General features: G+C 69.6%; 16 protein-coding genes and 2 pseudogenes. 8 read left to right on the top strand and 10 right to left on the bottom strand.

From position 1 onward, the window contains the following. Positions 1–3 precede the first annotated feature (3 nt). The 3 genes and pseudogenes from ABZ624_RS38255 to ABZ624_RS38245 form a co-directional block, all read right to left on the bottom strand. Positions 4–63 (bottom strand): DUF5988 family protein, encoded by a 60-nt coding sequence (locus ABZ624_RS38255; RefSeq protein WP_360099458.1) that lies wholly within the window; start codon positions 61–63, stop codon positions 4–6. A 478-nt stretch (positions 64–541) separates the two neighbouring features. Then, positions 542–1,260, bottom strand: a pseudogene (locus ABZ624_RS38250) (IS6 family transposase). A 329-nt stretch (positions 1,261–1,589) separates the two neighbouring features. Further along, positions 1,590–1,892: pseudogene (locus ABZ624_RS38245) on the bottom strand (transposase); the annotation flags it as partial. Positions 1,893–2,203: 311 nt separating this feature from the next. On the opposite strand from ABZ624_RS38245, the gene ABZ624_RS38240 reads away from it, so the two are divergent. The 4 genes from ABZ624_RS38240 (at position 2,204) to ABZ624_RS38225 (ending at position 7,052) form a co-directional block, all read left to right on the top strand. After that, a complete protein-coding gene (locus ABZ624_RS38240) occupies positions 2,204–3,424 on the top strand; it encodes an ATP-binding protein (protein ID WP_360099448.1) in 1,221 nt (406 codons plus the stop codon). Positions 3,425–3,517: 93 nt separating this feature from the next. Continuing rightward, positions 3,518–4,879 (top strand): Mu transposase C-terminal domain-containing protein, encoded by a 1,362-nt coding sequence (locus tag ABZ624_RS38235; RefSeq protein WP_360099446.1) that lies wholly within the window; start codon positions 3,518–3,520, stop codon positions 4,877–4,879. 306 nt (positions 4,880–5,185) lie between these two features. Next, positions 5,186–5,929, top strand: coding sequence for an ATP-binding protein (locus ABZ624_RS38230; protein ID WP_360099444.1), 744 nt, complete (start codon positions 5,186–5,188; stop codon positions 5,927–5,929). Positions 5,930–5,942: 13 nt separating this feature from the next. After that, positions 5,943–7,052, top strand: coding sequence for a hypothetical protein (locus ABZ624_RS38225; protein WP_360099442.1), 1,110 nt, complete (start codon positions 5,943–5,945; stop codon positions 7,050–7,052). 19 nt (positions 7,053–7,071) lie between these two features. Here the strand turns inward: ABZ624_RS38225 and ABZ624_RS38220 are convergent, their stop codons facing one another. Then, complete coding sequence (locus ABZ624_RS38220) at positions 7,072–7,380, bottom strand: hypothetical protein (RefSeq protein ID WP_360099440.1); 309 nt, start codon at positions 7,378–7,380, stop codon at positions 7,072–7,074. A gap of 517 nt (positions 7,381–7,897) precedes the next feature. On the opposite strand from ABZ624_RS38220, the gene ABZ624_RS38215 reads away from it, so the two are divergent. From ABZ624_RS38215 to ABZ624_RS38205, 3 genes are all read left to right on the top strand, one after another. Then, entirely contained in the window at positions 7,898–8,254 is a 357-nt protein-coding gene (locus tag ABZ624_RS38215) for a hypothetical protein (RefSeq protein ID WP_360099438.1), read from the top strand. 145 nt (positions 8,255–8,399) lie between these two features. After that, positions 8,400–10,601, top strand: a complete 2,202-nt coding sequence (locus tag ABZ624_RS38210; protein ID WP_360099436.1) for a helix-turn-helix transcriptional regulator — start codon at positions 8,400–8,402, stop codon at positions 10,599–10,601. A 10-nt stretch (positions 10,602–10,611) separates the two neighbouring features. After that, a complete protein-coding gene (locus ABZ624_RS38205; protein ID WP_360099434.1) occupies positions 10,612–11,169 on the top strand; it encodes an XRE family transcriptional regulator in 558 nt (185 codons plus the stop codon). A 599-nt stretch (positions 11,170–11,768) separates the two neighbouring features. On the opposite strand, the gene ABZ624_RS38200 is transcribed toward ABZ624_RS38205, so the two are convergent. Further along, positions 11,769–13,091: an RNA-binding domain-containing protein gene (locus tag ABZ624_RS38200; protein WP_360099432.1), complete on the bottom strand. Its 1,323-nt coding sequence runs from the start codon at positions 13,089–13,091 to the stop codon at positions 11,769–11,771. 80 nt (positions 13,092–13,171) lie between these two features. Here ABZ624_RS38200 and ABZ624_RS38195 point away from each other — a divergent pair, with 80 nt between their 5' ends. Beyond that, the gene (locus ABZ624_RS38195; protein ID WP_360099430.1) at positions 13,172–14,074 is read left to right on the top strand and encodes a PIN domain-containing protein; all 903 of its coding nucleotides are present in this window, start codon (positions 13,172–13,174) and stop codon (positions 14,072–14,074) included. Positions 14,075–14,145: 71 nt separating this feature from the next. Here ABZ624_RS38195 and ABZ624_RS38190 read toward each other — a convergent pair whose 3' ends face one another. The 5 genes from ABZ624_RS38190 to ABZ624_RS38170 all read right to left on the bottom strand — a co-directional run bounded on the left by ABZ624_RS38190 (position 14,146) and on the right by ABZ624_RS38170 (position 20,372). Next, the gene (locus tag ABZ624_RS38190; protein ID WP_360099428.1) at positions 14,146–14,388 is read right to left on the bottom strand and encodes a hypothetical protein; all 243 of its coding nucleotides are present in this window, start codon (positions 14,386–14,388) and stop codon (positions 14,146–14,148) included. A 162-nt stretch (positions 14,389–14,550) separates the two neighbouring features. Next, positions 14,551–15,474 (bottom strand): hypothetical protein, encoded by a 924-nt coding sequence (locus ABZ624_RS38185; protein ID WP_360099426.1) that lies wholly within the window; start codon positions 15,472–15,474, stop codon positions 14,551–14,553. Between the two features lie 442 nt (positions 15,475–15,916). After that, a complete protein-coding gene (locus ABZ624_RS38180; protein ID WP_360099424.1) occupies positions 15,917–19,069 on the bottom strand; it encodes a Helicase associated domain protein in 3,153 nt (1,050 codons plus the stop codon). Beyond that, positions 19,066–19,623 carry a hypothetical protein gene (locus ABZ624_RS38175; protein WP_360099422.1) on the bottom strand — a complete coding sequence of 186 codons (558 nt, stop codon included), beginning with the start codon at positions 19,621–19,623 and terminating at the stop codon, positions 19,066–19,068. Before ABZ624_RS38175 ends, ABZ624_RS38180 begins: the two co-directional genes overlap by 4 nt. 386 nt (positions 19,624–20,009) lie before the next feature. Further along, a complete protein-coding gene (locus tag ABZ624_RS38170; RefSeq protein WP_360099420.1) occupies positions 20,010–20,372 on the bottom strand; it encodes a hypothetical protein in 363 nt (120 codons plus the stop codon). Positions 20,373–20,894: the final 522 nt, after the last annotated feature.

Genomic DNA, 20,894 nt, shown 5'->3' with positions numbered 1-20,894 from the left:
GGACTACTCGGCAATCTTCGTCCTGTAGATCCACCTGAAGACTGGCACGGATTGACCGTCAATATCTGCATATTGTCCAGAAACTCGAAATGTTCGCGACCCTTCAGGCGCGTGATTTCCACTCGGTCCAAAGTGGTGTCCGCTGGAACGTGTGCTCGCTTCCCCAAGGTGTCAGGTACTTCTACCAGTTCCACAAGCATGGTGCTCATCGGTGACAGCTCAGGCATAACCCACCTCAAGTTGCGCTTCGTTCGCTATTTCTAGCCGCCCACAAACTCAACACTTTGTCGCCAGCGCCTTCCGCTGACCCACACAACACGGACATCTCATTGAACAGAGATGCGACGCCAGGGGGACACTCGGAGAGTAAACACCCGACTGACGCTCACAGGAATATCGAACGGGGGTTGAACTGCATGCACAGGGGGTAACTTCGTGAAGTTGTGAGCCGCTTTGCTTCTCTGCAGGTGTTGTCACGTTGTCGGGGGTGTGGCTTGTGACGGTGTGTCAGTGCGGGGTGGGGCCTGCGGTGGCCGGTGGTTCAGGCCGTGGCGGGCAGGCCGGCGGCCCCGGTGATGTGGTTCCAGACGGTGAAGCGGATGAGCATCTCGAAGCGGTAGTGGCCGGCGGTCATGAGGTGACGGTGGGGCCGGAAGTGGGGTGAGATCCCGGTGAACGCGGACAGGAACCGCTGCGCCGAACCGACGGTGCGGAATCCTTTCATCGCGCGTTCCCGCTGCCGGGTCGGCTGGTGGGAGTTCTCCGCCCGGTTGTTCAAGCACTTGTGCGAGCGGTGCTCCACCGACCGCATCAACTCACGGTGCGCCGCACCGTACGGCTTCAGCTTGTCGGTGACGACCACGCGGGGGACCTGCCCGGTCTTTTTGAGGAGCCGGCGGAAGAAACATCTGGCCGCGGCCTTGTCCCGCCGGTTCTGGACCAGGATGTCCAGGACGTTGCCATCCTGGTCGACGGCCCGCCATAGATACTTCTGCACCCCGTCGATCCTGAGAACACCTCGTCGAGATGCCATGTGTCACCCGGCCGCGGGCGGCGCCGGCGCAGTCCGTTGGCGTAGGCCTGCCCGAACTTCACGCACCAGCGACGCACCGTCTCGCAGGAGACGATCACTCCCCGTTCCAGCATGAGCTCCCCGACCTCGCGGAAGCTCAGCGGGAACCGGTGATACAGCCACACACAGTGCGCGATGATCTCCGCCGGGTAGAGGTGATTCCGGTACGACGGCGCTGCAACCGACACGAACCAGCCCTCCCGACAGGCCCCAACCAGAAGATCATCTCACCCACCGACAACGTGACAGCTCCCCGAGCCGACCTGACCCACCGCTTCACCACCTGGAAAACGATCACCGAAGTCACCGCCGCGCGCCCAGTGGATGTCTGACACCGGCACACCCCACACCCACGCACGCCTCAACTCACCTGCTGCAAGAGCAGCTTGACAGCAACCGACCGAACGCTTCACCTTCTGGAAACAGGTCACCGGCCTGCCCCACCGACGTACCCGACAGCGCGACAGTGATTCCCAATCAGGTTTGTCAAGGGCTGCGGTAGCGGACGGTGACCGCGTTATGCCGCTGCGGGGCCAGGTTGAGGTGGCTCGACGGTGAAGGTCCGCTGGTCGCGTATGAGGGCCCACAAGACGTCGAGGCGGCGCCGGGCGAGGGCGAGGACAGCCTGCTTGTGCGACTTGCCCTCGCTCCTCTTGCGCTCGTAGAAGGTCCTGGACGTCGGACAGCACCGGGCGGCGACCTGAGCGGAGAGGTAGAAGACACGCAGGAGGCGGCGGTGGTAGCGGTGCGGCCGGCGCATGCTGCCGCTGATGCGTCCTGAGTCCTTGGGGACAGGGGCCAGGCCGGCGATGCCGGCCAGGTGCGATGTGCCGGGTTGGTGTCGGTGGGTGGGTGTCAGTGACGGCACGTCAGAGCTGGGTGTTTTCGCTGGTGGGGTGTTGAGGAAGGGCGGGGTCACTGCAATGGGGCGGTGCATGCGGCGGCCGCGGCTGCCATGAGGCGGTACACCCCGCTCCGCTCCACTGTCTTGAGAACGGCACTTCTGATCCTTTCGAGGGCTGCGCGGCGCCACGGTGGTCGGTGTCGGTTTTGCGCGGGCGGAAGGGTGCGGGGGTGGGGGAGCCGGGCGCGTGGGGTGAGGTCACGGCGGGGCTGAGGGTGTCCAGGCCGGTGCTGGTTGCGCGGCTGCTGGAGCTTGATGCGGCCGGGGCGTTGACGACGGCGCACGTGCGTGCGGGCGCCCAGGTCGGCGGGGTGAATGCGCGCACGGTGTGGCGCTGGCTGGATGCGGCGCGGACCGAGGGCCGTGTCGAGCGCAGGCCGCGGGCCCGGCTGGAGTTGGCCGACCAGATGTGGGAGGTGCTGGCGCAGGCGGGCGGGAACGTGGCGGCGCTGCACCGGCATATGAAGGAGGCCGGGGGCGAGGTGCCCTCGCTGGCGTCGTTGCACCGGGTGGTGCGCCGGGACCTTCAGGCCGGAAGGGTCCTGCCGGACCGCGCGGTGGTGCGGCGGGAGCGGGATGAGCAGCAAACGCGGCAGGCCCTGTCTGACCTCGCCCTGGCCGGGCGGCAAGGGGGTGACGCGGTGAAGACGTCTGAGCCCTCGCGTCTCGGGCCAGAGGCGACCAGCGGCTTGCTGGTGGGGGAGGGCGGTGCGCTGGCGGGTGTGGCGTTGCCGGCGGGCGCGCAGCTGGTGCGGACGTCGTCGGTGCGGTCGGTGGCCGAGGCGGTCGGGCAGGCGATGGCGGTTCAGGGCGCGGTGTGTGTGTTCGGCGACCCGGGCCGGGGCAAGACCGCCGCCGTGCGGATGGCGTTCAGCGAAGTGCCTCCGGGCTGGAAGGTGACGTGGGTGCCGGTACCGGTGCGCCCGTCGGTGGCCGGCATGAGGCGTGCGGTGTTCGACGCGCTGGCGCTGGCGGGCCGTTTCCCGCACACGTCGGCGCTGGCCGACGCCGCGGTCGCGGGGGCCTTGAGTGAGGCGCGGGTGATGGTGGTCGATGAGGCGCAGCGCCTGTCTGTGCCGTGCCTGGAGTACCTGCAGAGCGTGTGGGACCACCCCGGTACGCGGATCACGCTGGTGCTGTGCGGGGCGGGCAGCGAGCGGGCGCTGTCCCGGCTGCCGCAGCTGGCGTCGCGTATCGGCGCGTGGCAGGAGGTTCCACGCCTGGCCGGAGCGGAAGCGGCGCCCGTGGTGAGCGGCTTCCATCCGCTGTGGCGCACCGTCCCGGCGTCGGAGCTGACGTGGATCGACCGGTCGTGCGCGCACGGCACGTTCCGCACATGGGCCGCTTTGACGGCGCACCTGCAGAACGCGCTGCTCACCACCGCTGACGCATCCGTCGACCGGGCTTTGCTGGGGCGGCTGTTTAAGCGGGTCGCGCCGCCACTGTGAACGGAGCGCTCCTGCAAGAGACGGGAGGGCGATCGCATGCTCCCGGCCACCGGCAAGCACACGACGTCCCACCCGCGTGAGGGGAGCTCTGACATGAAGGACGGCGACGCCATCCGCCCAGACGGCGGACTGCCTGCGGCGTCGAGGACGGCGCTGCGCGGTCCGGCCGTGCGGCGGCTGCTCGCACTGCGGGCAGGGAAGAGGCTGACAGCAGTCCATGTACGGGTGGCCGCGGACGCGCTAGGAGTGTCGGAGCGCACGGTGTGGCGCTGGCTGGCCACCGCTCAGAGCGATGAGACCGCGGCCGCCTACCCCGGCGCACGCTCCCGGGCCGATGCAAGGTTCACGGTCACGCCGGAGGTCCGTGGGCTGTTGGCGCTGTGGAAGGGGAACGTGCGGGCGGTCCACCGCGAACTGGTCCTGCGTGCTGCCAGGCAGTCTCCGCCTGCAGGCGCACCGTCGCTGACGACGCTGCACCGGGCGATCCGCGGTGATCTGACGCCGGGGGAGCGGGCCGGGCTTGCGGGAGGGGAGCGGGCGGCGCGCAAGCACGATGTGTTCCTGGCCCGGCCGCGAGGCTGGCGCAACCAAGTATGGGAGACCGACCACGTCCAGGCGCCGGTACTGGTCGATGTCGACGGCAAGCCCCGCAGGCCGTGGATCACCTGGTTCACCGACTGCGCCACCAACGCGATCACCGGCGTCGCGGTCACGCCGGTGCATCCGTCGCGGGAGTCGGTGCTGGCCGCGCTGCGCTCCGCGGTCCTGCGTGAGGACCCCTACGGCCCCTTCGGGGGCCTACCCGAGAAGGCACGGGTGGACCGTGGCAAGGACTTCCTGTCCAGGACGGTGACGGCCGCGTTCGATCTGTTGGACGTGACGGTGGAGGACCTGCCCGCCTACACCCCTCACCTCAAGGGCACCGTGGAAGGCCTGAACCGGGTGGTGGAGAGCATGTTCCTGGCCTCGCTGCCCGGCTATGCCCGCCAGCCGCGCCCCGGCAAACGCTCCTCCCGTCCGAAGGACGAGGTGCTGCTGGGCTTCGAGGACTTCACCACCCAGCTTCTGGCCTGGACGCTGTGGTGGAACACCGAGCACCGCCCGGCGCCGTTGCGGGGCAAGACTCCGCTTCAGGCGTGGCAGGACGATCCCACCCCGCTGCGGGACGTGCCGGCCGCGGATCTGTGGACGTTCACCCTGGAGGACGCCGGCACCCGCACGCTGACCACCCGCGGCATCCGCTTCAGGAAACGCGACTACGTGGGGCCGTGGATGACCGGCCAGGCCGGGATCCAGGTGAGGGTCCGCTTCATGCCCCACCACGACCACCGCATCGAGGTCTACCACGCGGCCACCGGCCGCTATTTTTGGGCCCTGCGGACCTGGCCGATCAGGCCACCGAGGAACAGATCAGCGCGGTACGGCGGGCGCGGTCCGCTCGCGCACGCCGTCTGAAGAAGGACCTGGAGGCCTCGCAGCGCGAGCGCTACGCCACCGTGAACCAGCCCGAGGCACCCGGCGGCTCGGCGCGCTGACCACCGCGCAGGCCGAGGCCGAACTCGCCCAGACCGCCGACACCGACCTCGCGCAACTCGCGATGCCGGACCTCATCCCGCCCGCCGCACCTCCGGCCGACTGGCGCACCCCGCCCTCCCTCGCCACCCGGGCCACGCCCGGCCGGCCTGCTCCCGTCCCGTCCGAACCTGCCTCCGACGGCCCACTCGCACCCACTGCACAGACCGCTGAAGACGGAGACGCCTCGTGACCGCGGCCACCTACCAGTACGTTGACCTGCCCGATGCGTCCGTGGTCACCACCCGCGCTCTGCTCACTGCCCGCGAGAACATCGCCGACACCGTCGCCGCCCGCGCCATGATGTGCATCCACGGCGGCGCCGGCTTCGGCAAGACGCTCGCCGTCAACATCTGCCTGCGCGGACTCGAGCCTCACGAGGACGTCCGCAAGATCACTTTCCGTGCCCGTCCCACCGCCCGTGCGGTGCGCTACGAGCTGTTCACCGCTCTCGACCTGGCCGGTGAACCACCGCGCCATCCAAGTGAATTCGACCGCCTGCTGAAGACCGCCCTGGCTGAACGCCCCCGCACCTTCCTCGTGGATGAGGCCCAGTGGCTCAACGGGGAGGCATTCGAGTACTTCCGCTATCTGTGGGACGAACCGGCCACCCAGCTGGCGATCATCTTCGTCGGCGGGGAGGGCTGCCACACCGTGCTGCGCCGCGAGCCGATGCTGTCCTCCCGCATCTTCATCTGGCAGCACTTCACCCGCCTCATCCCCAGCGAGGTCCTCGAGGCCATCCCGCTGTTTCATCCGGTCTGGGCCGACGCCGACCCCGACGACATCACGTTTGCCGACCAGCACGCCGCGCACGGCAACTTCCGTGCCTGGGCGCAGTTGACCGCGCACACTCGCACCGCCCTGGCCCGCACCGGGCGCCCCCGTGTGGACCAGGAGCTGCTGCGCTGGGCCTTCAGCCGCCTCGCCTGACCACCACGTCGCCATGCCGCTCGCCGTGCCACCGTCCGTAGCCGTGGTCCTCGACCCGGGCGATGACGCGGTTCACACGCACAGCGCCCTGGCCGCCCACCATCCGCCGTCCGGCCGGATCACCCTGCATCCCGGCCCGGGCACCACCAGTGAAACCGGCCTCGCCCACGACCTTCTGGCCGCCCTGGGTAAACCGCCCCTGCTCCCGGGCCGTTTCCCCGCCGGCCGTCAGCCGGCCTGGGAAGCCGCCACCGCCTGGATCAACGCCCTGCCCGTGAACCGGCTGACCGTCCTGCGCGCCCACCGCCTCACCGCCCGCCGCACGATGCGCCTCCTGGAACTGCGCGCCCTGACCGGCATCCACCTGACCCTGGTCTGCCACCGCCCTCACCTGCCCGTCGCCCTGCAACAGGCCCTGCAGACGGCCGATTACGCCGTCACCGCCGACTTCCAGGCCGCCCGCCGCCACTACTACGGCACACATGCCGCCGAACCCCCGCCTGCGGACGAGCCCGCCCAGCCGACAGATCAGTGGCTCACCCTGCCCGCGCTGGACCGCCTCGTCTCCTACGACAGCCCCGCCCCCTGTACCGCCCCGTGCGTACCGCCGCCGATCACCTTCCGGCACCGCCCGCCACCGACACCCCTCACCGAGCAGGCAGCCCAGGAAGTCGCCCGACGCCTCTCCACCGTGACCGCCCACCCCCGCCTGGCCGCCGCCCTCGCCGCCGCCCTCTTTACCGGCGCATCCATCCAGCAGCTCGCCACCGCCCGCCCCGGCGACTACGACGCCGCCGCGGCCACCCTGGCCCTGCACGACCGCGCCCGCTACACCGACGGCTGCGCCTCGCACCGGGTGCCGCCGTGGGCACGCGTCTTCCTGAAAGCCGCCGTGTCCTTCGCCCGGCTCGCGCCCGGCCAGGACCAGCATCTGCTGGCCGGCCCCCACGACCGCACCCACCTGCTGCGCATGGCGGAGGCGGCCAGGCTCCGCCCGCCGCAGCCGCCTGCTGGCCAGCGCACCGGCCCTGCCGGCCGCATCCAGTGGGACTGGCGCGAACGAAAGGAAGCACAGTGCTACGACACGATGCTGGCACGGCACCAGATCCCGCCCTCGCGCTGAGCTCGAACCGGCGTGCACGTCAGTCGATGGAGAAATCGGCGAACTCCACGTCGGTGAAGGCGATCCCGAGCCCATGGGCACGCAAGCCTCCGTCCCGGAAGTAGGCATGCCCCAAAGCACGGGCGAGGATCACCATCTGCTGCTGCTCACCCCCGCCGGCGTCCCGGGCGGCGAACAGCTCGCGGGCCACTTCTCCCGACAGGTACTGGGTGATCAGCCGTACCCGCGGATCGTCCGACGAGCCTGCCGGAGCGGCGAAACCGAACCGCGCCCTGGTGTGGAAGACAAACCCGTCGGCCTTGGCCCGGGCCCGTCGGCGGGCGCGCACCAGGGGCTGCCACCGTGCCCTGACGGCCTCATCGATCAACCCCGCATGCACAGCACTTGGACGGCGACGCATTCCCGGCCGGGGCGTGACCCACCTCTGTACCGTGCGCTGGGAGATCCCCAGGAGGACAGCCACGTTCTTCGTGGAGCCCTTCTCCGCCCTGAGCAGGAAACGCACAGCGGTGTCACCAGTAGGCACCGGACGGCTCAGCAGCGCTCGCTCAAGCCCTTTGACGATCTCCCCCATGTCCGCCCCCGAGCCGTTCTGCCGCCGCACAGCGGCGTCTGCTCCCTCAGGTCTTTCACACTCGCCCGTTGTCTTTGGCCAGTTCCGGCGTACGCGAGACATCCCTGCGGGTCCTCGGCTACTGACCCTGCTGTCCTATCTCGATCCTGAGCTCGTCTCACTGAACCTGATCGCCGCTCCGTATGGTTCGCGCGGCACCCAGCTGGTCGAGCAGCGTCCATCTTTAAGAAAACCTAGCCAATTTCTACTAGGTTTCTATAGTCTTCTCCTCATGAACTCCTATAGCGAGGACCTCGCCAGCGTCGAGCGTGAACTCCGTGAAGCCGAACTCGAGCGTGACCGGCTCGGCGCTCATATCGAGGGACTCAAAGCCAAGCGGGACGCCTTCAAGAAGCTGAGTGCAGTGGTATCCGAGCCGGGGTCGGCGGTCCAAGACCTCACCAAGGCGGATGCCATCGTCAAGATCCTCAGGGCGTCGCCTCAGCCCATGTCTCTCGGTGATATTGCGGATGCTTTGACCGCCGCGGGCAAGCAAGCCAACCGCAACGGCGTCTCCGTCTACATAGACGGTCTGCTTAAGGCTGGCCGCGTCATCCGCGTTGCCCGGAACCAGTACCGCGACGCCTGACAACTTCACTGGGGTGCGCCCATAGTTCGGTGAGATGGGGCACCTGCGACAGCCCGGGCGACGCAATCGTTTCTCACGCAGTCCGTACGCGATTGGTACGCGAAATGTGCGCTTCACGCTAGGGTTGCGGGACTGGAGGTGCTGCATGTCCGAGCTGTTCGACGCGGTCGACGCGCTCATCGCGTCCCGCTCCCCGTTGCCGCCCCCGGCGGAACGCAAGCGGCTGCGCCAGGCGCACGGGCTGACGCTGGACGAAGTGGCTGCCGCATTGCAGGTGCGGCGTGCGACGGTCAGCGGCTGGGAGGCCGGCAAGACCGAGCCGCGGCCGCCGGAGCGCGACGCATACGCGCGCATGCTCAAGCAGCTCGCCCAGCTCTACCCTGCCAACGCTCCGGTGCCGGACACGGCGATCCCCGAGACGCCTGCCGTTCCGGCCGCTCCTGCGCCATCGGCAGTTGAACCGGCCCAAGCCCGCACCGCACCCACAGTCTCGGCTGCGGAGCCCACGAACACGCGCCCCGCTGCCCCTGTACCGCGCCCGGCGGTCACATCCAGGCCGGCGTCACGCCGTCCGGCCGCGAAGAAGGCCGCCCCCGCAGGCACCCTGGCCGGCGGCGCCGATCCGCGTTTCGAGAACGGTCCGCTTGCAGTCGTCGACGCTGCCGACGGCCAGGTGCTGGCGTACTGCGTCGGCGGCCTGGTCCTGGACGTACCGGCGAAGTCGATCCCGGCCCTGGTGGAGTGGACGTTGAACGAAGGGCGGTTCGGCCAGCCGAAGTTGTCCGGGCCGGGCAAGGACGCCGACCCCCTGATCGTGCTGACCGGGTCCGCGTGCGAGTACTACGGCCTGCCTGTCACGCTCACACAGCAGGAGCGCCTGGCCGGCCGGCTGGCGGAGGGCCACAAGGTCATCAAGCAGCTGACGCGCGCCGGCTGGCAGCTGACGAAGCGCGGGTTCGGGCCGTGGGCGCGGATCTACCGCCCGGCGCAGGGCTCGGAGCGGGCCTGCGTGCAGTTGTGCATCCCGTCGTGGGACGCGCTCGATGCTCGGCACTGGGCCGATGCGGGGCAGCTGCCGCCGGCGGACATGGCCCGGCTGCTGGGCACGTATGCGGCCCGCGTGATGACGCCGCGCGGGTCGACCGCCGTGACCGGTCTGGAGCTGATGACTGCTCTGCACCCGCCGACCCGCGCCTCCGAACCGGACGCGACGGGCAAGCGGCACTCCGAGCACAACCCCGGCTCGCTGGGCAGGGATCCGGTGGACTGCGCGCCGTGCGAGGCACCCGACGGGCACCCAGTTCTGGCGGATCTGCCGCGCTTCCACCACCGCACCCCGGCCGAGGTTCTGGTGGAGGAGGCGTACGACTGGGCGCGCCCGCTCACCGATGCCGAATGCCTTCGTCCCCACCTGGTGGGCATCGACGTGAACATGGCCTTCGCCGCCGGCGCGAACGGCCTCAACGTCGGCCTGGGCGCGCCGACGCACGTCATGAGCCCCGTCTTCGATCCGAAACTGCCCGGCTCCTGGCTGGTCGACCTGAGCCACGTCGACCTGTCCCGCGTGAAACTCGCCAAGCAGTGGACTCACCTGGACGGCGAGCTGCTGCCGAGCCCGTTCACACCGAAGGGCGAGCGCCCGGCGGGGCCGGCCTGGTACGCGACGCCGACCGTGGCGTACGCGGTGGAGCTCGGCTACGACGTCCGCCCGATCGAGGCGTACGTCCGCCACAACAACGGCCGTTACCTGGACGCCTGGTACAACCGGCTGCGCGATGCCTACCTCGCCACGATGGCCGACCTCGGCGTGTACGCCGACATGCCGCCGGCCGACTTTCTCGCGGCGATGGACGGCTACCGGCAGCGGGACCCTCAGCTGGCGATCGTGGTGTCCGCGATCAAGGCGACCGTGAAGGGCGGCATCGGCAAACTGCGCGAGCGCCCGCGCGGGGAGGGCTGGAAGCCCGGGCAGCCGTGGCGGGCCCTCGCCCGGCCCACCTGGCGCCCGGACATCCGCGCCGCCGTCATCTCCCGGACCCGGATCAACATGCACCGCAAGATCGTCAAGCACGCCGCCTTCACCGGGCAGTACCCGGTGGCCGTCCTCTCGGACTGCGCCGTCTACGCCTGCGACGGGCCCTCCCCGCTGGACTTCCTGCCCTACCGGGACGGCAAGCCGCTGCCCGGCGGCTTCAAACTCGGCGTGAACCCGGGCCTGGTGAAGTGGGAGGGCACCCAGAGCGTGCTGTGGGGCGAGGGGGTGCGCGAGCAGTTCAACGCCCCGGAACTCAACCTCGCCCGGTACATCAAGGACGGCACCGTCACCGACCAGGACACCGGGGAGTAGGTAGAGCGCGATGAGCATGTTCGGGGACGGCCTGGACGCCGCGGTGCACAAGGCGTTCACCCGCCCGGCGCCCAAGAGCGCGCCGGCGCAGATGCGGTACCTGGTCAAGCAGCTCAAGGGCACCAAGGCGGTCGCCCAGATGCTGCGGATCTCGCAGCGCACGGTCGAGCGGTACGTGAAGAACCAGATCAAGACGCCCCGACCGGACCTCGCCGCCCGTCTGGAAGGCGAGGTGAAGAAGCGGTGGCAGCCGCAGATCCGCGCCAAGGCCCGGCAGCAGGCGGCGACCACCGGTGGCATCGTCATCGACACCCGCGCCCGGATCGGCTACACCGCGCCGATCGGAACGACGGACGAGGACCGCCTCCGGCACCTGACGGTCGCGCTTCCGCCGCAGTATGCCGCCCGCCTCTTCGACGCCCAGGAACAGGGCGTCAGCGACCAGCAGCTCCAGCAGATCGCCGCCGAAGCGCTCAGGGAGGTGTACTTCCAGGACAGCGGCCGCCGCGCCGGTCAGCTGGAGGAGGTCCGCTTCACCGACATCGAGCACCTTGAGTTCGACCTCTGACCCATTGTCGCCTGGAAAGTCCGGGGCAGGTTGCGTGACCAGGGCGTACGGGCGTGGGCGGGGTGATGCAGTTGACCAGCCCGTCGGTGCGCAACCTGGCCAGCCGCCGCCGGGTCCGCTCGATGCGTACCTCGGGGGCGATCACCCGGTGCATCTACTCGGTGGTGGCCATCCGGTACCGCGTCAGCATGCCCAGCGCCAGCCGGTCTCCGCTGCCCGCGTCCACGCCGATCATCACGGATCTGCTCGCTTCCCGTCCTGCCCGGCGCCGCATGTACCGGTCACGGCAGGAGTCGGCCCAACCAGACCACGGACCACGGAGACCCGACCACGCTCACGAAGCGACAACGCCTCCGTGGGCCAGGCCCACATCCCCGCCGACAACCGGCTGCACCCTCTGCCGCGTCTGTCCGTGGATCCGCAGGTCACCACGCTGACCCTGCCACGGTCGGGAGGCCGGTCCCCTTTACGCCCCGAGCCCGCGCCCCACAGCAGGAAGATAAAGAGAAATAGGTGAGACAGGCCCCGGGCGAGGGGATCGGGTCGCCGGTGTTGCTCGCGCGCGATGCCGGGCGGACAAGCCGCCCGGGGCCGGACGACTACCTCTTCTTCTCCAGCAGCTTGGCCGTGATCACGCGGTCCGCGTCGACGAAAGGGTTGGCGGTGACATCAAGGCCGAAGAGCGCGTAGATATGGCGCAGAGCTTCAAACGCGTCGCGTTCTGGATCCCCCAGCGCCTGCCAGCTGTGGTTCCAGGTGGCGCTCGCTGCGGGCTGCGGCGAGCCGACGAACGGGAAGGTGGGGTCGTCCCCGGCAGCCAGTGTACGAGCCGGCGTGCGGGTGAAGTCCGAGGCGACGATCCGGTGCGTCCATGTGCCGCCGACCAGCGGCAGGACGTGTCGGTCGACCAGTCGGAAGTACTCCAGAGTGATCTCGGTCAGCACGAACACGCTGATCCTGCGGCCCTCGCCGCCGGAGTGCTGCTCCATTGCCCAGCCCAGCATCTCCGAGGTGGCAGCCGCGGCACCGGTGACCGCTCCGTCCGACTCGATCAGCAGTCCGCGACGGGGAGCGTCGACCAGCAGGAGACCGCCCTCACGGGGTTCCGGATGCTTGTATGCCGTGGACCAGTTGAAGGCGTGGGCGCCCCGGAGTGTGTCCTGGTTGCTCAGGACGTCCCGTAGCCCCTGGTCGGCGTACATGCCGGGGACGAGCCCGCGCGGATGATCGGGGACGCTCTGGAAGAAGAGCACTGGCGTCTCCTCCATGTCCAGGGCGTTGTGCAGGTCGTCCCGACTCTTGACGCGGTCAGCAGCCGGAGCGGGCGCGGCATCGGGGCCGCGCCGCGTACGCAGGCCGTCGTTCAGGAGCCGGTACACCTCGTCCTGCGGGAGGAAGGCCGTGGTGTCGCCGTTGCGGATCGGGATGGTCCAGCTGTTCTTGATGAACTGGCCGTTGTCGGTGATGCCCCGGGTGACCATCGCCCACCGGTCGGCCTCGGGCAGCGCCGGTACCTCGATCACGAAGTAGTGCCCGGATGCCTCCGGGTCGCCCTCGGGGTGGTCGTACCAGAAGAACTTCACCTGGAGCAGCGGGCGCACGTACTCCGCGATGACGTCCTTGTACTTCGTGCTGTCGACCACCTTCTTATCGAAGGGCGTGACCTTCTCGGCGACCTCGTATAGCTCGGTCTGCTTCTTCTTCGCCTTGAAGCCGCACACGATCAGCCCGCCGCCGGCGTTCGAGAACGCGGCGACGTCCTTGGCGAGCTCGAACTTGCCCTTGTCGGTGCTCAAGTCGTACGGCCCTTCGGGCGGGACGCTCTTGAAGTCGACCCATTCGCTCTCCGGCGTGCCCACGATCTCGTACGGCTGCTGTGCGGCGAGATAGGAGACGAGCTGGACCATGCTGTCGGCGGACATGCCGCCGGAGCCTACGCGTACGAACGCATCGCCCGCATCGAGTAGCACGGCACAGCGATATCTCCCGCACCACCACAGGCGTGGGGCATCATCGGCGGATGGCATCGACGCAAGCCCCGCCGACATACCTGGACCGCCTCTCCGAGGACCTGGACCAGATCGAAGCGGACTTCCTGGCGATCCTCGCCGACTCACAGATCCGAAACGTGGATCCGAACCGCAGGTCTGACGGCTTCGTTCACATCGGCGCCGCCAAGTGGGGCTGGGTGCCCAGCAACTCCGAGCTCGAGGCGAGAAGGATGGAACTGCTGGGGCGCGTACGGGACTGGGAACCGCTGTTCCGGTTGCTGTTCCCGCACCCGACCCCGGAGGTCACCAGGCGCCTCGACGCGAGCCTCGCGCTGCTGCAGCGCTGGCTCGAGCGACCCCGGGACAAGACCGTGCCGGCCACCATCGACAAGGCCGTCGAGATGGTCAAGGCGGCCGTGGTCACGCTCCGGAAGCTGGGCGAGCTCCTACCCTCCGACGACTGGCCGGTGCGTGTCACGCTCGATACGAACATGCTGCTTGATGACCCCGACGTGGCTATCTACACGTCCGTGCTTGGCAATCGGTACATGGTCCACTTGTTCCCGGTGGTCCTGCGGGAGCTGGACGACAAGAAGCTCGCTGGCCGCACCCCGGACCTTCGGGACGCCGCGAAGAAGGCGGACCGTCGTCTGAAGGGGCTGCGGACCAACGGGAACGTGCTACGTGGCGTACGGGTGGCGGGCGACGTGCACGCCATCTTCGAGCACATCGAACCCAAGGGCGACGCCCTGCCGAACTGGCTCGACCTGGATGTGCCGGACGACCGCTTCGTGGCCTCCACTCTGCTGTTGCAGTCCCGTTACCCAGGTTCGGCGGTCTATGTGGCCACGAGGGACATCAATCTTCAGACGAAGCTCGCGGCTGTCGGATTGCCGTTCTTCGAGTTCCCTTGATCGAAATGGGTGGCCTCGGTCCTGGGACCGAGGCCACCACGGTGGTGAACTCCGCTATCAGCTGCGCTGGGTCAGCGCTGCTGGATCCACCAGATGATCCACCCGGTTCCGCTCGCGCCCACGGCACCGGCAGCGCCGCGGAGGACGCCGTAGCCCGCCGTGCGGGCGAGGGCGCGCAGGCGACGGCGGCGACCGCCGTCCAGCAACTGCCGCAGCTGGGCCCGGATCTCGGACCAGACGTGGCATAGCTTGCCGTTCCCCTCGGAATGCCGGGTCGACGCCGGCCGGCCGGTGCCCTTAGGCTCGTTGAACATGCTGATGGTGCCTCCTTGGGGAGTAACTGTCGGTTTCTTCACTGGGCGGCTCCCTGCTCCAACAGGGGGCCGTCGCCCGTTGCGGGGCGGCGGCCTGCGCCACGCCCGGCCCGTGTGTGGGGCCGGGAGTCATGGGGCCGGGACATAGCGTTCCGGCGGTGCTCATCGCGGGGTCAAGGCCTCCGAGAGCACGGGGACGTCGGAGGCGATCCGCAGCGCGGTGGCGGCGGCTCCCGCCGGGGTCCAGGCGGCGGTCGCCGCGTCCCGGTCTGTCTTGTTGATGTTCAGGTCGAACGGTGCGGCGAGCGCCCAGCGCACACCCGTGCTCTGGCCGAAGATGGAGGAGCCGTCCAGGTACTGCTCGGTGAGGAACTCGTACAGCAGCCCCTTCGCCTTCAGCTCCGTGACGCCGCGCCCGACGGTCGCCGGGGAGATCCCGTACCAGGACGCGAACTGCTTGTCCTTGTGCAGGACGAAGGAGGGCTTGCGCTGGCTCATGAAGATGAACAGCATCGCCTTCGCCGGCATCGTCAGCGACTTGTAGTAGTGCTGCTCCCAGTACGCGAAGGGCACCTTGAAGTAGATGTCCTTGCGGGAGCCCTCCCAGTTGCCCGACGGCAGCGTGTACGGGTCCCCGGAGCCGTCCTCGTGCAGCTTGGTGATGCGGGTCATCCGGCCGTCCGGCGCCGTGCTGATCAGTTTCAGTTCCTTCAGCTTGGCCAGGTGCCGGGAGACTGCGGCGCTCGCCTTGCCGTCGGTGGCGAACGAGATCCCTGCGGCGCGACCCCATGTCTCGGACCGGCGAGTCACGCCCCAGTCGCCGTCGACGCGACCGCGCGGGAGTGGCCCCCGTGCGGCGACGCAGTGGATCAGGAGGAAGAGCTCCAGCCGCTCGGGGCTGCGCAGCAGGTGACGGAGGGGGCCGGGCTTCGTGACCAGGCGGGGGCCGGAAACGGTGTCCTGGACGAACGCGCGCCGGATGGGGACGGCGCGGCTGGAGCGCTTGGACTCGTTCAGCAGCATTCGTATCGTGTCGCCCTGGCTCACGGCCTTGTCCCGCTTGAGCACGGTCAGTTCGGTGTTCACGGGCCCAACTATGCGCCCCAGCGTGGGCGGTTCGGGCGCCGGTTACGGGAGCGCGCAACCGGCCGGGCGCCCGCTCAGCTCGGCTAGTCGGAAAACATGTAAACACTGAGGACCCCGATAGGAAACCTTTGTCCACCAAAGACCGCAGGCTGGACCGTGTTTGGGGCCCGTAACTCTTGTGCATTCAGATTGCGATCTTTGGCAGCCTGGACGCCAACACTTGACAATCTCAACTCATGACTCCGTGCTTGGCAGGAGACGGCCCGAGTCGGTCCTGGCGGACCGGGACACGCCCGCCCGCCAGTGCCGCTATCCGCATGTCGTCTCCACCTGAGCGACACGCTCCGGGCGGCCGCGACGGGGTCCGTACGACTGCGCCGACAGTACGAGACCCCGGGCCTCGAAGGCCCGGGGTCCGGTGGGGGAGCGTGCAGCGGTCGGCTCAGTAGGAGTCCTCCCGTTCGGAGGGCGGCCCCAGCTGCTCGATGAGGTCGCAGGTGCAGGTGCCGCCCTCGTACAGCACCGTGTCGCACTCGTCATGGTGGTGCCGTGCCCGCGGCCGCTTCGGCGGGGCGGCCGGCGCGGGCGGGGCAGGCGGCTGGTCAGCGCCGGACCGGGCGGCGGCCCTGAGCTCGTTGTCCACGACGACGGCGGCGATTTCGTCCTTGCGCCACCTCTCGGGGGAGTTGTGGTTCACCAGGCCGCCCGCGTAGGCCATGCGCAGCAGTTCGGCCTTGGTGTGCTTCCGCATCAGTCCCGTGAGGCGCTGCATGCGTGCCCGGCCGCAGGCCGCCTCGGCTTCGCGCTCTTCGTCCGTCAGCGTGTCGGTGTGGGGGACGTGGCGCCCCTGTGCCGGCACCTCCGGTGGCGTGGGCTGCGCCGGGCCGTTGTCCGCCGGGGCCAGGGCGGCCTGCTTCGGTGCGCCCGCCCAGTCGACACCGAGTTCGGCGAGGGCGGCGAGCTGGTCGGCGCTGAGCTTGTCCCGCCTCGATTTGGTGTTCGAGACCCATACGCCGAGCTTCACCGCCACGGGCTCCGTCTCGCCGTCGACCGTGATCTGTTCACTGTGGCCGCGTGGTACGGGCCGGTGGGCGCCTTCCCGTTCGACCCACTGTGCGAGGGCCGCAAGGCCGCGCTGGAACGCCTGCTGCGCCTTGTTCGGGCCCTTCGTCGCACGCGTGGCCGCCGCAGGGGGAGACGGAGCCTCAGCGGGCGTGATGCCCAGCCGGGACAGCCGCTCCTGTTGCTCGGTCGACAGCTGCGCCCAGGTGCCTGGCTGCTTCTGCCGCTGGAGCCACCGTCCGATGTCGTCGCCGTCCATGAGCACGCCGGGTGCGATGTCGGGCAGGTGGCCGTCGGCGTCGACGAGGTCGGCGAGGACGCGGTAGTGGCGTTGCCAGTCCAGGGGCCACGGGCAGTCCCAGTCCGGGTCGATCGCGGTGAGCTGCGCCGCACGCTGCTCCGCCCGCTTCGGGTCCTTGCCTAGGCCGTTCTTTGTGCCCTTCCGCCGGAGGTTGGCCATGTGCTGCCCGACGGGCACCATTGCCTCGCCTTCGTCCCAGACCGCGTCCTGCCGGGGAGCGAGGTGTCCCGTGGCCCGCCGGTAGGACCGCAGCGCGGCGAGCTTGGTCTCCCAGGCTTCCTCGCCCGGCTCCCAGACCATTCCGGCCTCGGGCGCGTCCAGCAGTTCCTTGCGGTGGGGATCGAGTTCACCGGCGCGCAGCGCCTTCCGCTGCTGGTGCACCCACCGCCCCAGCGGAAACGCCTTCGTCACGCCCACCTCGACATCAACGTCGTAGGGCACGGCGTAGAGGCCGGTGATCTTGTTCTCCTCCCGCCAGCGGAGCAGGGCTTGGTAGCCCTCCAGCCACACCAGGGACTCCGGCCGGTACACCCTCGTGCGCAGGAACGCCGCGATGGTGGCTGCGTCCCGTGGAGAGGAGAAGTGCAGCAGCGCCGACTCGACCGCACCATCGGTGTCGTCGTGCTCCTGGTCCTCGCCCACCTCGCCGCCGGCCCCGACGATCCGCCCGTCTTCGTCACGCCGGAGGTGCACCTTGCGCTGCCCGTGAGTGAGGGCGCGGGAGGCGAGTTGCTCGACCAGGCGCTCATCGTGGGAGCGCAGGCCTTGGAGGACGGCTACGAGGGGGCGGAAGCTGGCGGAGGCGACCATGTCGGTCGGGTCCTCGCCGGGCTGGAGGAAGACGGGCACGATGATGCGGGCGACCTTTGTGGTGCCGTCGCGGTTGGGCCGCAGTGCCCGGCCGATGTTCTGCACGATCTCGACCTGGGAGCCGCGGGTGTCGGCGAAGCAGATCGCCTCCACGCCCCGCTCGCCGGTGATGTCCACGCCTTCCCCGAGCACGCGCACGGACGCCAGGAACGCGCGGTGGACCCGCCGGCCCGAGGCGTCGATGCCGCCTGCGAACTGGCGCAGCACTTCGCGTCGCTCGGTGACGAGGTGGTCGCCGCACAGCCACGCCGACCAGACCCGGTCCGGGGGTACGTGGCGGCTGGCCTCCAGCTCGTAGAACTCGGCGTCGATCGACGACTTCGGGAGCCGGCCCGCGGCCGCCAGGTCGTCGTCCGAGGCGTCGTTGACGTACAGCTCGGCTGCCGTCTCCGGCATCTTCTCTGCGAACGCCATGGCCTCCTCCACCTTCTGGTGGAAGGTCATGACCGTACGCAGGTTGTACGCGGCGGCGTGCTCCAGGAGCGCGGTTTGCAGGAGTGCGAGACGCCGGCCGCGCTGCGCCTCCTCGGACTCACCTGTGACGGGTGAGGGGTCGCGGATCTCCAGGACGTCGATCTCGAACGGGGCGAGGATCTCCCGCTCGATCGCCTCGCTCAGCCCGAGTTCGGCCAGCCACGCGCCGTACGTCCCGTCCGGGTCGTCGGCCATGCTTGCGATCTCCAGCTCCTGGCCATCCGCGCCCTTCTGGGGCCGGGGAGCCGCCAGGATGCGCGGGGTCGCGGTCAGGTAGAGCCGGAAGTCGGCGGGGATGCGGGTGTTGTCGTGGATCGCCGCCCACGGACGGCCGAGATCACCGGCGGTGCCGTGCGCTTCGTCCACGATCGCGAGGTCGAAGCCTGCCATCCGCTGCCCGTACATCCGCTCCCCGCCCGCCAGGGCTGCCTCCAGCGGCCCGCGAGTGCGACCCTGGCCCGTCGGATCGTCGAAGTCCTCGCGGTCCACGAGAGAGGCGTACGTGGCGAACACGATGACCGGCCCGTGCCCGGCCCACAGGGCGAGCTGGATGGGGTTGGTGGTGGTGCGCACGCCAAGCTCGTTCAGGACCGGGTCGTTCTCCAGCGAGCACACCGCGACCATGGGGGAGCGGTGCCCCACGGCCCGCCACGCCTGGGCGGTCTGCACGAGCAGGTCCAGGGTCGGCACGGTCACGAGGATCCGGCTCTCGGGGAAGCACTCCAGTGCGCTCGCGGCGGCCATGATCGTTTTACCGGACCCGGTCGCTGACACGATCGTGCCACGGGCACCCTGAGGGGGCACAGATGATCTTGCAGGGAATCCGGCCCACCTACGAAAGGCCGACTTCTGGTCGATCTGGTGTTTCTTGAGCGGAATCCTGCTCATCGACCATCCTTTTCACCCGTGTCGTACAGCCAGCTGTCCTGAAGCCTTTCCAGCGCGGTTTCCTCCTGGCCGTGCTTTGCCCAGATCCCTTCGAGCCAGAGCGGGGTCGTCTCGATCCTCTCGCACAGCGCAAAGCATCCGGGCAGGTCGGTCAGCACGAGCTCGCCCGCGAACATGCCGCCGGGCCCGTAGCGGCGCCACAGCCGCTCCAGCCGCGCCCGGTGCTCGTTCAGGTACGCGTCCAGTGCCTGAGGGTGGGTCTCCGGCTCCGCCAGGTGCACGGTCCGCAGGGCGATGTCCACGAGCTCCCGGGACGACTCCTGGTCCCACTGCTCGGAGCTGGTGCCGGCCACGGCGGCATAATGCTGCTCGCACACGGCGAGGACGCGCTCGACAAGCTCCGCCGGCGCCTCGCGCTCCTGCCCTGGCTCCGCGCCACGAGCGGAAGGCCGGCCGACACCCGTGTGCCGATCGGGCAGGGCGCGCCGGTCGCCGGTGCCGACGCTTGTCTCCACCAGGTCCAGGCCGTGGTCGGCGAGGTGAGTCAGGAGCAAGCGGGACAGGACCTGCCCGTCCCTGGCGTGCTTGAGCGTTGTGGTCGTCTCCGGTGTCGGGGGAGACGATGGCGCGAGTGAAGACGGTGTCGAAGAAGAACTCGGACAGGACACCGACCAGCTCCGGGCGGGCAGGTGCCGAGTCGTCCTCCAGAGCTGCAACGGCGGCGTCCACGACCGCAGTGAGGAACCGCCCGCGAGCTCCCTGCAGTTGACGCGCCTCGCTCTGCGGGTTGTCCTCGATGGCCTCCACAACGCGGTACAGGCCCTGGTCCCCGTACAGGCCACCCGGCTTCTCCTTCGCCCGGCGCACCTTCGCCACAGCCTCCTCAACCGACCGCGCGTAGGTGTAGTTCGTCACCACCGAGGCCCCGGGGTGCGCCGGGTCAGTCCGCTGCGCCACGATCCGATAGCGGATCAGCTCGGAATCGGGGCTCCACCACCCCACCTCTCGCACCTTCCTGACGGTCCCGCAGCGCCTGGCGCCCGCGGTCCGCCTGAGCGTCGCGCTCGGGGGAGTAGGCGTCCCACGCCGTGCCGCCCATCAAGTCCCAGATGCGCCTCAGCTCGTTCCGCCGAACAGCAGCCAGCCGCTCCTCTGCGCTGAGCGGCCTTGGCTGGTCCTCGCGGCCTTCCAGGCCACCCGCACCCACCAGCCGCTCGTGGATCTGCTCCGCCGTCAATCCGGTAACCTCACGCTGGATTCCCTCCCGCGCCTTGAGGCGCATTTCGACGCTTAACGAATTCAAGTCTCCCCTCCTTCACGACCCCGCCCATGCGGTTGGGAGGTGTCCCGTGTTTCCGCCAACGGTACATGCTGCATCAATCTGATGCAGCCACTCCACTGGACCCAACACGAACGAGCGACCCCCTCCCTTTGCAGCCAGCGCGGCCCGCGGCAGCGGGCTCAACGGTTCTGGAGGCGCAGCCGGAAGGACCGTCAGGGGCGGGGGAGCGCAGCGGACCCGCCCAACCAGGTTGGAGCGAAGCGGAGGCCTGGCAGCGGGGCGAAGCCCCGCCAGTCCGGGAGCGCAGCGGACGGGCTGTCAACCTCGGCGCGCAGCGCCGAGGTTGTGCGGGTGGCGCAGCCACCCGCTCCCAGCGCTCCCGCGGAGCGGGAGCGCAACACCCGCGCGCAGCGCGGGTGTTCGCTTGCACATCGCGCAGCGATGTGGTACCCGCTCCGCGGGAGCGGTGGGAGCGGGTGGCTGCGCCCCCCGCACCACCTCGGCGCTGGGCGCGGAGGTTGACAGGCCGTCCGCTGCGCTCCC

Origin of the sequence: Streptomyces sp. NPDC007205, from assembly GCF_040634095.1 — a bacterium.
Classification (GTDB): domain Bacteria; phylum Actinomycetota; class Actinomycetes; order Streptomycetales; family Streptomycetaceae; genus Streptomyces.
Note: the sequence above shows the minus strand (reverse complement) of the source record. Positions and strands in the feature narration are given on the sequence as shown.